Source organism: Rhodococcus sp. DN22 (assembly GCF_036669995.1).
In the GTDB taxonomy this organism is placed as follows: Bacteria; Actinomycetota; Actinomycetes; order Mycobacteriales; family Mycobacteriaceae; genus Rhodococcus_F; species Rhodococcus_F erythropolis.
In genome coordinates this window covers 3,077,420-3,089,494 of record NZ_CP133326.1, presented here as the reverse complement: position 1 = coordinate 3,089,494, position 12,075 = coordinate 3,077,420, and the positions used below count along the sequence as shown (strand labels likewise).

At 64.7% G+C, this 12,075-nt stretch carries 13 protein-coding genes; 1 reads left to right on the top strand and 12 read right to left on the bottom strand.

Annotated elements, in window-relative coordinates:
- Positions 1–12: 12 nt before the first annotated feature.
- The 9 genes from RA302_RS14310 to fmt all read right to left on the bottom strand — a co-directional run bounded on the left by RA302_RS14310 (position 13) and on the right by fmt (position 7,541).
- A complete protein-coding gene (locus RA302_RS14310; RefSeq protein WP_003944987.1) occupies positions 13–486 on the bottom strand; it encodes a PH domain-containing protein in 474 nt (157 codons plus the stop codon).
- Positions 483–980 (bottom strand): 6,7-dimethyl-8-ribityllumazine synthase, encoded by a 498-nt coding sequence (ribH, locus tag RA302_RS14305; protein WP_003944999.1) that lies wholly within the window; start codon positions 978–980, stop codon positions 483–485. Before ribH ends, RA302_RS14310 begins: the two co-directional genes overlap by 4 nt.
- The gene (locus tag RA302_RS14300) at positions 977–2,251 is read right to left on the bottom strand and encodes a bifunctional 3,4-dihydroxy-2-butanone-4-phosphate synthase/GTP cyclohydrolase II (RefSeq protein ID WP_003944833.1); all 1,275 of its coding nucleotides are present in this window, start codon (positions 2,249–2,251) and stop codon (positions 977–979) included. The genes ribH and RA302_RS14300 overlap by 4 nt, the downstream gene beginning before the upstream one ends.
- A 110-nt stretch (positions 2,252–2,361) precedes the next feature.
- On the bottom strand, positions 2,362–2,970 hold the full coding sequence (locus RA302_RS14295) for a riboflavin synthase (protein ID WP_003944892.1): 609 nt from the start codon (positions 2,968–2,970) through the stop codon (positions 2,362–2,364).
- Between the two features lie 5 nt (positions 2,971–2,975).
- Entirely contained in the window at positions 2,976–4,028 is a 1,053-nt protein-coding gene (ribD, locus tag RA302_RS14290; protein ID WP_030536416.1) for a bifunctional diaminohydroxyphosphoribosylaminopyrimidine deaminase/5-amino-6-(5-phosphoribosylamino)uracil reductase RibD, read from the bottom strand.
- A gap of 8 nt (positions 4,029–4,036) precedes the next feature.
- Entirely contained in the window at positions 4,037–4,720 is a 684-nt protein-coding gene (gene rpe / locus RA302_RS14285) for a ribulose-phosphate 3-epimerase (RefSeq protein WP_030536417.1), read from the bottom strand.
- Between the two features lie 64 nt (positions 4,721–4,784).
- Positions 4,785–5,132: an MmcQ/YjbR family DNA-binding protein gene (locus RA302_RS14280; protein WP_003944924.1), complete on the bottom strand. Its 348-nt coding sequence runs from the start codon at positions 5,130–5,132 to the stop codon at positions 4,785–4,787.
- Between the two features lie 40 nt (positions 5,133–5,172).
- Positions 5,173–6,621, bottom strand: a complete 1,449-nt coding sequence (locus RA302_RS14275) for a transcription antitermination factor NusB (RefSeq protein ID WP_003944903.1) — start codon at positions 6,619–6,621, stop codon at positions 5,173–5,175.
- A complete protein-coding gene (gene fmt, locus RA302_RS14270; RefSeq protein WP_030536418.1) occupies positions 6,618–7,541 on the bottom strand; it encodes a methionyl-tRNA formyltransferase in 924 nt (307 codons plus the stop codon). Before fmt ends, RA302_RS14275 begins: the two co-directional genes overlap by 4 nt.
- A 288-nt stretch (positions 7,542–7,829) precedes the next feature.
- Here fmt and RA302_RS14265 point away from each other — a divergent pair, with 288 nt between their 5' ends.
- On the top strand, positions 7,830–8,036 hold the full coding sequence (locus RA302_RS14265; protein ID WP_003944900.1) for a hypothetical protein: 207 nt from the start codon (positions 7,830–7,832) through the stop codon (positions 8,034–8,036).
- A 57-nt stretch (positions 8,037–8,093) separates the two neighbouring features.
- On the opposite strand, the gene RA302_RS14260 is transcribed toward RA302_RS14265, so the two are convergent.
- The 3 genes from RA302_RS14260 to RA302_RS14250 all read right to left on the bottom strand — a co-directional run bounded on the left by RA302_RS14260 (position 8,094) and on the right by RA302_RS14250 (position 12,067).
- Complete coding sequence (locus RA302_RS14260) at positions 8,094–9,113, bottom strand: alpha/beta fold hydrolase (protein ID WP_030536419.1); 1,020 nt, start codon at positions 9,111–9,113, stop codon at positions 8,094–8,096.
- Positions 9,114–9,207: 94 nt separating this feature from the next.
- Positions 9,208–9,963: a PadR family transcriptional regulator gene (locus RA302_RS14255; RefSeq protein WP_306170107.1), complete on the bottom strand. Its 756-nt coding sequence runs from the start codon at positions 9,961–9,963 to the stop codon at positions 9,208–9,210.
- Between the two features lie 85 nt (positions 9,964–10,048).
- The gene (locus tag RA302_RS14250) at positions 10,049–12,067 is read right to left on the bottom strand and encodes a primosomal protein N' (protein ID WP_030536421.1); all 2,019 of its coding nucleotides are present in this window, start codon (positions 12,065–12,067) and stop codon (positions 10,049–10,051) included.
- Positions 12,068–12,075 lie beyond the last annotated feature (8 nt).

The following is a 12,075-nucleotide window of genomic DNA, read 5'->3' as shown; positions in this document are numbered from 1 at the left end:
GGTCGGAAGACGTCAGTTGCTCTTGTGCGCGACCGGTGCGTAGCGGTCGGCCAGTTCGCGGAACTTACCGACCGTGTCGACGGCGTACTCGCGGTCGTTGGACTGGATCGCCATCACTGCCATGTACTCGTCGTCGGGCAATTCGATGCGTGCCCAGGCGGCACCGTCGGGGAACGAGAGTCCCTCGAACAGATCCCAGTCGACGATCTTCTCGCCCAGGATGTTTCGTACGGCAATACCCTGCTTGCCCACCTTGACCCGGGGCCGCGTCAACATCAGCACACCGAGAGCCAGAATGGTGCCGATGCCTGCCATCGCGATCTGGTCCGCGGCACGGAAGTACACGCCGGTGGACCCCTGGCGAAGCAGGAGCGCCAGTGTGACGTGAACGATCACCAGAAGGACAGCAACTCCGATCGCGTATCGCGTCGACTTACGCGGTGACGCAATCAGTTCCCAGTTCTCGTTGTCGCCGGGTGTACTCATCGAAACGAATCCTCGGTCCATGGTGCTCGGAGATGGCGCAGGGTCACTGCGGTGTCCAGTGCGGCCGCGCAGGCCTGTGCGCCCTTGTCCTCGACGCTACCCGGCAGACCCGAACGGTCAAGAGCCTGCTGCTCGGTGTCGGTGGTCAGGACACCGTTCCCCACGGGGGTGCTTTCGTCGAGCGAGACGCGTGTGAGGCCCGCGGTGACCGCGTCGCACACGTACTCGAAGTGCGGCGTACCGCCGCGGATGACAACACCGAGAGCGACGACGGCGTCGTGCGTGCGCGCCAATGCCTGCGCAACGACCGGCAGTTCGATCGCGCCGGCGACACGGACCAGTGTCACGTCCTTGATCTGTGCTTCCTGCGCGACGCGCTGCGCGCCCGCGATCAGAGCCTCGGAGATCGTCGCGTGCCACTGCCCGGCAACGATCGCCAGCTTCAGATCCTTGGCCTCGGCGATCGCGAGCTGCGGCTGACCTTCGCCGCTCACAGTGCGGTTCCCGGCTGTGCGGTGTTCTGGTTCGCCTCGTACTCGTCCAGTCCGATCAGATCGTGACCCATCCGATCGCGCTTGGTGCGCAGGTAGGTGAGGTTCTCCGCATTCGCGCGCAGCGGCATCGGAACACGATCGGTGATCTGCAGGCCGTAGCCGTCCAGACCCACACGCTTGGCCGGGTTGTTGGTCAGCAGACGCATCGACGAGATCCCCAGATCGACGAGGATCTGGGCACCGATGCCGTAGTCACGGGCGTCCGCCGGTAGGCCGAGTTCGAGATTGGCGTCGACGGTGTCGGAACCGGCGTCCTGGAGCTGGTAGGCCTGCAGCTTGTGCATGAGACCGATGCCACGACCCTCGTGCCCGCGCATGTACAGAACAACGCCGCGGCCCTCCTGGGCGACCATGTCCAGTGCGGCGTCGAGCTGCGGGCCGCAATCGCACCGCAACGAACCGAAGACGTCGCCGGTGAGGCACTCGGAGTGAACGCGGACGAGTACGTCGCTACCGTCTCCGTCGGGGCCTGCGATGTCGCCGCGCACCAGCGCAACGTGCTCGACCTCGTCGTAGATGCTGGTGTAGCCGACAGCGGTGAACTCACCGTGGCGGGTGGGGATGCGGGCCTCGGCGATACGCAGCACGTGCTTCTCGTGCTTGCGACGCCACGCGATGAGGTCCGCGATCGAGATCAGAGCAAGGTTGTGTTCGTCGGCGAAGACTCGCAGCTCGTCGGTCTGAGCCATCGCGCCTTCGTCCTTCTGGCTGACGATTTCGCAGATGACGCCGGCAGGACGCAGGTCCGCCATGCGGGCGAGGTCGACTGCAGCTTCCGTGTGGCCAGGACGACGCAGTACTCCGCCTTCCTTCGCGCGGAGCGGAACGACGTGACCGGGGCGAGTGAAATCGTTGGCACCGGATTCGGGGTTGGCGAGCAGACGCATCGTCGCAGCGCGGTCCGACGCCGAGATGCCGGTACCGATTCCCTCACGGGCGTCGACGGTGACGGTGTACGCCGTACCGTGCTTGTCCTGGTTGGTGGCGTACATCGGGGGCAGGCCCAACCGATCGCAATCGTCACCGTCGAGCGGCACGCACAGGTAGCCGGAGGTGTACCGGACCATGAACGCCACCAGTTCCGGGGTGGCTTTCTCGGCGGCGAAGATGAGGTCGCCCTCGTTCTCGCGATCCTCGTCGTCCACGACGACAACAGCTTTACCTGCAGCGATATCTGCTACTGCGCGCTCGATACTGTCGAACCTGGTCACGTGCTCGCACTCCAAAGTCTTGACTTTTCACATCATCGAATACAACAAGTGCATCCGACGGATGCACTGACAACCCTACGACCAATCGGACGGGTCCGATCAGCCTGGTCCTACCGACCGGCAGAGTGAAGCCGCTCGACGTACTTGGCGATCACGTCCACCTCGAGGTTGACCGGCGTACCGACCACAGCGGTTCCGAGCGTCGTCAACTCGAGCGTTGTCGGGATCAGCGAGATCTCGAAGTACTCGAACCCGCGGTCTCCGCCCAGCGCGGAGACCGTCAGCGAGACTCCGTCGACGGTGATCGAACCCTTCTCCACGACGTAACGGGAAATGGAGTCGGGCAGTGCGATCCGCACTACCTCCCAGTTCTCGGACGGCGAGCGGGAAATGACGTGGCCTGTTCCATCGACATGCCCTTGAACCAGGTGGCCGCCGAGTCGGCTGTTCAGCGCCGCGGCACGCTCGAGGTTGACGCGAGAGCCGACATCCAATTTCGCCAGGCTCGAGCGGTTCAGGGTTTCCTGCATGACATCTGCGGTGAACGAACCGTCGGCAAGCACGTCGACCACCGTCAGGCACACTCCGTTGACCGCGATCGAATCACCGTGGCCGGCGTCGGAGGTGACCAGTGGCCCGCGCACCGTGAAACGTGCAGCATCGACCAGTTCTTCCTTGGCGACAATTTCGCCGAGTTCTTCCACAATTCCTGTGAACACGCGCCCTACTCCTCGTTCCCCGGAGCAGAACTCTCCGGAACCAGACTCAACAAAATATCGGGGCCGATCGTTACCGCAGACTCCAAACGGAATCGGTGGGCGTCGGTGATGGTGTGCACTCCGGCATCGACGAGCGCGGAAGCGCCCGCGCCGAGCAGGATCGGAGCGATGTATGCCTCTATGACGTCGACATATCCGGCGGCAAGGAATGCTCCGGCCAGACGCGGCCCACCCTCGAGAAGTACGTCCGTGTACTCCCCCAACGCCTCGACTACTTCGTCGATGTTGTCGGTGTTGAGCACCAGAGTCGGTGCGGTGTCGTCGAGAATGCTTGCCGTCGAGGGTATTTCGCGCTTTCCGACGACGACGCGAACGGGCTGGTGCGCCGCGAGCTCACCGGTGGGCTGACGTGCGGTCAGCCACGGATCGTCGGCGAACACGGTGCCGGTACCGACCACGATCGCATCGATCTGCGCTCGCTGCGCATGCACGCGCGCCCTCGCCTGCGGACCGGTGATCCACTGACTCGTTCCGTCCTCGGCGGCGCTGCGTCCGTCCAGACTGGCCGCGTACTTCCACGTGATGTGCGGGCGACCGGTGCGCTGTTTGTGCAGCCAGGCCCGCAGTGGACCAGCTTCCACCTCGGGTGCTCGCAGTCCGGCCGTGACGCTGATTCCAGCGCGCATGAGGGTCGCTGCGCCGCCGGAAGCCTCGGGATTGGGATCACCGACGGCGTAGACAACCGCCGAGACTCCGGCGTCGATCAATGCCTGCGAGCAAGGGCCGGTTCGTCCCTGGTGATTGCACGGTTCCAGTGTCACCACGGCCGTACCGCCACGTGCCGCATCGCCGGCCTCGTCGAGAGCCACGACCTCCGCGTGCGGTCCACCGGGCGGTTGCGTCATACCGACGCCCGCGATGGTTCCGTCGGCAGCGAGGATGACCGCGCCGACCGGTGGGTTGGGGCTGGTGAATCCGCGCGCGGAATCAGCTGCGGCCAGCGCGATCTGCATCGCGGCGTCGAGATCAGCCGTCGACGCCTGTCCACCCTTTGCCATCGAGCGGCTCAGACCGACAGCGTCAGGTGCGGCGACGCCGAGGCGGCCTGCGCGCGCAGCTTGCGCACCGCCTCACCGGGATCACTCGCTCCGTACACCGCCGAACCGGCGACGAAGCAGTCGATCCCTGCTTCAGCGGCCTGCTCGATCGTGGAAGCGTTGATGCCGCCGTCGATTTCGACAAGGAGCGTCAGCTCACCCGAGTCGACGAGCTTTCGAACTGCGCGTGCCTTGTCGAGCACCTGAGGCATGAAGGACTGACCACCGAATCCGGGTTCGACGCTCATGATCAAGAGGGTGTCGAAGTCCTCGAGGATTTCCAGGTAGTCGTCGATCGGGGTTCCAGGCTTGATGCTCAGCCCCGCCTTGGCACCAGCTGCACGAATATCGCGGGCAACCGAACGCGGATCGTCGGTGGCCTCGGCGTGAAACGTGACGTTGTACGCACCGGCCTCGGCGTACGGCGGCGCCCAGCGCTCCGGATTCTCGATCATGAGATGGCAGTCGAGCGGAATATCCGTCGCCTTCAGCAGACTCTCGACCACCGGCAGACCCAGCGTGAGATTGGGAACGAAATGCGCGTCCATCACGTCGACGTGAAGCCAGTCGGAGCCGGACACGGCAGTCGCTTCATCAGCGAGTCGAGCAAAATCTGCGGACAGAATGGACGGTGCAATCATCGGGGAAGCCACGACGCCGAGTTTAGCTGTGTCTCATTGCCGACCGTGCATGCACATCGGAGCCGGTGCAATCAGATCAGTTCTTGACGACGGTGTGGAGCTTTCGCACCTTGGCCGGTGCCTTGATCCGCCACGCGTCTTCGAGCATCTCACCCAACTGCACCTCGTCGATCAGTTCGAGGTGCACGAGGATCGAGCCGTGCCCGTGATAGTGATCGGTGGTGAAGAAAGCCGCCTCGCCACTGGCGAGTAGCGCCTCCTTCTCGTCCAGACCGCACATCACGACCAAAGCGCCCTCCGCTTCGGTGCGGAGCCGCGCAAAAGTCTTACCTGCCACCTTGAGTGCCGGGGTGTTGTACGAGGTCGACTCTTCCACGGAGGGAAGAGCCGAACCCAGTACTACAACCTGTTCCCACGTAACCATGTAGGCACCATACGACTACCGATGCCCAGAAGTCATCCGATCAGGCCAGCGGCTTGCGCAAAGCGGCCATGAACATCGCATCGGTCCCGTGTCGGTGCGGCCACAACTGAACCGACGATCCGTCGCCGACGTCTGGGACACCTGGCACCAATTCCTTGGTGTCGAGTTCCACGACGCCGTGACGTCGCACTGCATCGGCGACCACTGCCAGCGTTTCCGACAAGTGCGGCGAGCACGTGGAGTACAGCACCACTCCGCCGGGGCGAACCAGTTCGATTGCGGCAGCGAGCAATTCACGCTGTAACTTCACGAGCGGAGCCACATCGGACGGCTGGCGACGCCAACGTGCCTCCGGGCGCCGACGCAGCGCACCCAACCCGGTGCAGGGAGCGTCGACGAGGATGCGGTCGTATCCGGGTTCGAGCCCGGATTCGCGGCCGTCCGCCACGTGTACGTCGACGGGAAGTTCGCGAGTGGTCTTGCGGATCAGTTCGGCGCGATGTTCGACGGGCTCGACGGCGTCGAGTCGACCACCTTCAATGCCGGCAAGAGCACCGAGAAGTGCCGCTTTTCCTCCTGGACCTGCACAGAGGTCGAGCCAGCGTCCGGAGTCTTCACCTTCGAGAGGAGCAATGCTGAGGGCGCGGGCCACCAGCTGACTGCCCTCGTCCTGCACGCCCGCCAAGCCTTGGCGGACCGCCTCGAGCTGTCCGGGGTCACCGCCGTCGAGATGCACGGCGTACGGCGAGTACGGCCCGATCTCGCCGCCGGTCACCAGTGCTAGCTCCTCGGCGGAGATCTCGCCGGGGCGGGCGACGAGGTGTACTGCAGGGCGGGCGTCGTCGGCGATCAGGACGTCTTCGAGTTCACCGGCAGCAGCGCCGAGCGAGTCGGCAAATACCTGCGCGATCCACAGGGGGTGAGCGTGCTCGAAGGCGAGCCGGCCGACCGGGTCCTTCGGGGCCAGCAGCTCGACCCACTCCTCCTGGGTGCGTTCGGAAACACGGCGCAGGACCGCATTGACGAATCCTGCTCGGCCCTGGCCGTTTTCGGCGCGGACCAGATCGACCGAGGTTGCGACGGCAGCGTGCGGTGCGACACGAGTGCGCAGCAATTGGTACGAGCCGAGTCGGAGTACATCGAGCAGCGTTCCGTCGATCTCTTCGATCGGCCGACCCGCTGCATGGGCGATCACCGCATCCAGCAGTCCCTGAGCACGTGCCGCGCCGTACGCCAGTTCGGTTGCCAGCGCAGCGTCGCGTGCGTCGAGTTTGCGGTCACGCAGGAGCCCTGGCAGAACCAGGTTCGCGTACGCGTCACGCTCACGGACCGCGCGCAGGACGTCACGCGCCGCCAGACGCGGTTGATCGAGCCCGGCGGTTGCCGGATCAGGCCGCTTGGCCTGCTTCGGCTTGGTGTTCTTGGCGCCGCCGCCGTTCTTGGCTCCGGGACCCTGTGTCCGCCGTGCCGGTCGTCGTGATTCGGTCACTGTGCTCGTACCTCCGCGTCGAGTCGGGCACCGCGTGCCCAGTCCCCTGCCGACATCAATTTCTTGCCCGGGGGCTGAATCTGCCCGAGTCGCACCGCGGTGGTCGCGGTACCGATGTACAGACCATCCTTGCGTACCGAGATCTCACCGACTGCCAGGGTCTCGTCCGTAACGGTGACCGGGCCGACCTTGACTCGAAGATCACCGATCATCGTCCAGGCCCCGGGTGCGGGTGTGACGGCTCGGATGTGCCGGTCCACCGTGCGAGCGGGCAGTTCCCATCGCACGCGGGCCGCGTCCACCGTCACCTTGGGGGCGTACGAGACGCCGTCGTCAGACTGCGGAACCGCGTTGATCTCTCCGGCCTCCAGGCCGTCGAGTACCGATTCGAGCAGGGCAGCGCCGTTTTCCGCCAGACGCCCGAGCAGGTCGCCTGCCGTATCGGTGTCGCGAATCCGCTCGGTCATCACTCCGTACACGGGGCCGGTATCCATGCCGGCTTCCAAACGGAACGCGCTCGCACCCGTCACCTCGTCACCGGCACTGATCGCGGCCTGCACCGGCGCGGCGCCGCGCCACGCGGGAAGCAACGAGAAATGCAGATTGACCCAACCGTATTTCGGAATGTCGAGGACGTTCTGTGGCAACAGGTTTCCGTAGGCGACGACGGGTGCACAGTCCGGTTCGAGGCGGGCGAGTTCGGCCGCGAAGTCGGGATCGGACGCCTTGGCCGGCGTCAGCACCGGGATGCCGTGCTCGTCGGCAAGCAGACCGATCGGCGATCGGGTGACTTTTCGACCGCGGCCCGCCACAGCGTCCGGACGCGTGACGACAGCTACCACTTCGTGGTTGGCGGATTCGATGAGCCGACGCAGTGAAGGAACCGCGGGTTCGGGTGTTCCGGCGAACACGACGCGCATGTCAGCTCTCCCGTTTCGTTGGGCTCTTCGGACTCTGATCAGCCGATCGGCCTGTCGAACGCGGTGGACTGCAACTCACGAAAATGCTCCCGGATGTGTCGGTGGGTGGAACTGTCAGTCTAAGGACTGCGAGAGCTACGACCTACCTCGCGCCACACCGAACCACTTTCTCAGCAATTTCTTTGATCAGAACCCTGCACATTCACCGGTCCTCGGTATTGACTGTTTCTGTCGTCGCCACTCGGCGGAGGCTGATACGGGATACACCGATCACACGGAGGAACTTAGATGGCAGGCATCGACAGTAAGTTCGACAAGGCCTACGCAGGAAAGTCCGTCGAAGAATTGGCGGACGCCCCGGTCGCGGCACTCAACGGCGTAAGCGATTCGGACGCAGAACATTTGAAGGCAGCGTTCAACATCAAGACCGTCCGCGACCTCGGAACGAACAAGTTCTTCCTGTGGGCGCAGGCCACTGCCAAGCTCGCCGAGTAAACATCCCGACCCACGTGATCTCGGTGCTCACGAGTTAGCAGCTCACGAATTTGCAGCTCACGAATTTGCGTCGATGACCACTTGCGGAATATCCGTGCCGAGCGGCACCACGCTACACGAAGCGTGCCGCTCGGCATCGGGGTCGAGGACCGTCCGGATGACGTCGATCACGTATGGGTCGTACGGCATGCGGAAATGGCCGGTCAGGTTCGACGGGCACAGATCCTGGAGGACGATGTTTTCTGCACCGGCATCGCGGAGCGCGATGTTCGAGGACGGCTGGATCATCTCGTCGACAGTGGACCCGATGGTCGTGTAGCGCACTCCGGGAACGGTGTCGCCTCCGGCGTTGAGGGCGTTCAACATATCCGACCCTTGCATCTGCTCGCGGACAGCTCGCGAAAAGACGTCTTCGACAAAGTCTTCTCCGCCGGGGATCGCACGAACAATGGGAACCAACCCGAACATCACCCCACCGTAGGTCGGCGAAGCCAAACCGACCCAATGATCGACGTAGGCGTCGCCGCCCATCTTGTTGACGTAGTACCGCGTCACCGTCGCGCCTTGGGAGTAGCCGATCACGTCGACCTTGTCCGCTCCGGTCGCGGTCAGCACCTGATCGACGAAAGAACCGAACGCGGTGGCACTACCGACTATGTCGCCGACGCCGTAGGTCTCGTGTGCGACGTCCCCGTCTACTTCTTTGATCGCACCGCCGTAATTGAGGGCGAAGACGCAGTAGCCGTCAGCTGCCAGTGCCGGCGACAGGGCCGCCCAATCCGCGTACGCCTCGGTGTCGGTTCCGTGGGCGAGTACAACCGGTCGGGGATGCGTGGCGGAAGGCTCACAGCCGAAATCGTTCGATCCGGCAGGTGCGGATGCTGGATGAGCATGCGCATATGCCGTAGCAACGGAACGGGTCGCCTGACCCGGACCGACGTCGAGAGGAACGTCCATCGCGTCGGCACTCGCAGACGGAAGCGTCGGTGCGGCACCCGATATAGCCGGCGGTGCTCCGATCAGCAGCGCCACTGCTACCGAAAATGTCAGTCCCACAGACCGTTTGACGCCAGACATTGTTCCTGCTCCTGCTCTAATCCTACGAGGGAGCTGACCGTAACACCAGAAACTTCGAGGCGCATACCCTACCGAACAGTAGGTATCCGACGTCTCAATTGCCGCCTTCATCGGCGTCATCACCGGCAAGCACTCGGTAGAGCGATTTGCGCGCCTCGACAAGCACGTCGGCTGCGGCCTTGACCTGCGCTGGTGTGCCTACAGCAGCCACTTGACCGGCCGCGCCCATCAGCTGGCCGATCAGTTCTCGAAGGTCCTGCTCCGGCTCCCCTACGCTGAGACGAACGTCATCCCACGGCGCCCCGAGATCGGCGCGATGTTCCTCGACGTACGCGACGCCTTCTTCTGTCAGCTTGGCGGTCTTGCGGCCGGCAACCTTTTCGATGATCACCAGTCCTTCGTCCTCGAGTTGGGACAGCGCGGGATAAATGGAGCCCGGACTCGGCTTCCAGACGCCGCCGCTGCGCTCGACGATCTGCTGAATCAATTCGTAGCCGTGCATCGGCTCTTCCGCGATCAACAGCAGAATCGCAGCGCGCACATCTCCTCGACGACCTCGTCCGCCACGTCCTCGCCCGCGACCGAACTGAGCGCCCGGACCGAAGCCGGGGCCGGGTCCGCCGTCTGGACCGAAACGCCCCCGCCGATGGCCTCTGCGTGGCATGTCACCGAAGCCCGGCCGCTCGTGCGGTCGACCGCGTCGTCCACCGTCTCGATCGCCGGGACCATCGCCCGACGCGCCGTCGTCCGTCGGCACCCACATCACAAATGGTGGCCGTTGCTCACGGCCGAAACCGCCGAAGAAACCGCGCCGGCCGAACATCCCCTCGTTCGGGAAACTTGCATCCATCGTCGAACCTCCATCACTATCGTTGATAGTTCGACGATATATCGTCATATCGGGTAGCGCAAGGATTCCTCCGACAACTCGAAACTCAGCCGATGCGGCGTGGGTCGATCTGAATGCGGACCGGACCCGAAGACTTCCGCGCACTGCGCGCGGCCCTCGCATGTGCCAGAGCGTCCGCAAGGCCGCGACCGTCCTTGCGTGGAACGCGGACCAGCATTCGCTCCGGCGCGACACCGCTCTCGTCCTCACCGGAATACGGAAGCCTCTCCCCCGCAGGCAATTCCACTGGTCCGAGCAGTACAGCACTTGCCGGCAGATCAGCTGAATCCACCAACTCCGCAATTGCCGCGGATCCACCGTCGATCGCAGCCATGTGAACGGCCGGAGGAAAGCCGACCTCGTCCCGTTCCTCGAATTGAGACTGTGCGTGCCCCACTGGATCCCATCGGACCAACGCCTGCACCGTCGGGATACCCGAGTCTGCGACAACCACAACTTCACCGCCTTCGGACAGCGGAATCACCATGGCAGCAGCCGACATCCAGCGTCTGAGTGTTTCCTCGGCGGCGCGAAGATCGGGCCGGCCGAGCAGTGCCCAACCGTCGAGCAAGAGCGCGGCGCCGTAGCCGCCGGTCATCACCGGCTCCGCACCCACTGTCGAGACCACCAACGCGGGCCCGTGTGGCAGTTCCTTGACCACATCACTGCCCCCGGACAGAACAACTTTCACACCGGGAAACGCCCGCCCGAGTTCTTCGGCGGTCCGGCCGGCACCGACCACCACCGCGCGCAACGCTTTCGCCCCGCACGCGTGACATCGGTAGGCGGCATCGGCAACCCCGCACCAGCGGCACGCCGGTGTCCCGGCGCCGTCGGGACCTGCCGCAGCGGGAAGAGCCAGTGGGCCGTTGCACCGACGGCACCGTGCCGGGGCACGGCACTTTCCGCAGGCCAGGGTCGGTACGTACCCCCGCCGAGGCACCTGTACCAGGACTCCGTTGCCCTCACCCAGAGCGCGCCGGGCGGCCGCGAATGCAATAGCGGGCAAACGAGCCGCTCTGGCTCCCGGATCGCGGGCCAAGGCTTGATCGCTGTCGGCAAGCGCGGTGATCTTGGGTGCGTGGGCACGAACGACGTCCCGCGTAGCGACCAGATCGTGCGCCCATCCCGAGTCGACGAATACCTGCGCTTCTGCCGTACGGGAGAACCCACCGATCACGACGGCGCACCCGGCGACGTAGCCACGCAGGACGGCAACTTCGCGGGCATGTGGATACGGCGACCGCGGCTCGGACAAGTTGTCGTCGCCGTCGTCCCAGACGACGACAAGACCGGTCTCGGGCGTCGGCGCAAAAACAGCACTCCGCGTGCCGACGACGATCCGGGCGGTCCCGCGCAGTGCAGCGAGCCACCTCCGATATCGCATGGCCGGCCCCAGGCCCGCGGACAGACCTACCACCGCATCCGCTCCGGAGAGTTCGGTACAAGCGGCGACGACGCGGTCCAGGTCGCGTTGATCGGGCACAACCAGGATCGCGGATTTACCACTTGCCGCTACGGCCCCGGCCAGTTCGGCCAGGCGCAGTGGCCAGTTTTCACCAGGCAACGCCTGCCAGACCGCACGTGGGCTTTTCGACTCGCGAATCGCGGACAGGAAGGCGTCACCGAATCTGTAGAGATGCCAACCATTTTCGATCGGTTCAGGAGCGGACGGCGGCTCGGCGGGCCCCCACGGTTCCGCCTCGACCTTCGCGTGCCGCGGCGGTACCGCCAAACGGAGAACATCGGCACGGGTTCCGGCATAACGCTCCGCCACACGATCGACGACTTGCGCGATTTCGGCCGTCAGGACCCGCTCGGACGAGATGACGCGTTCGAGCCAGCCGAACTTCCCCTGATGGTCACTGGTCGCCTCGCGCGAGACGATGAAACCGTCCACCAGACGACCAGCGAAGCGGATGCGCACCCGGACTCCGGGCTGCGCATCCGCTTCGAGTTCACGAGGAACGAGGTAGTCGAATTCACGGTCGAGGTGAGCGAGCGGGAGCATCGGCAGCACCCGGGCGACCGGATCGACTTCTGCCGCTACTCTTTCCGCGCCCACCCGCGCCC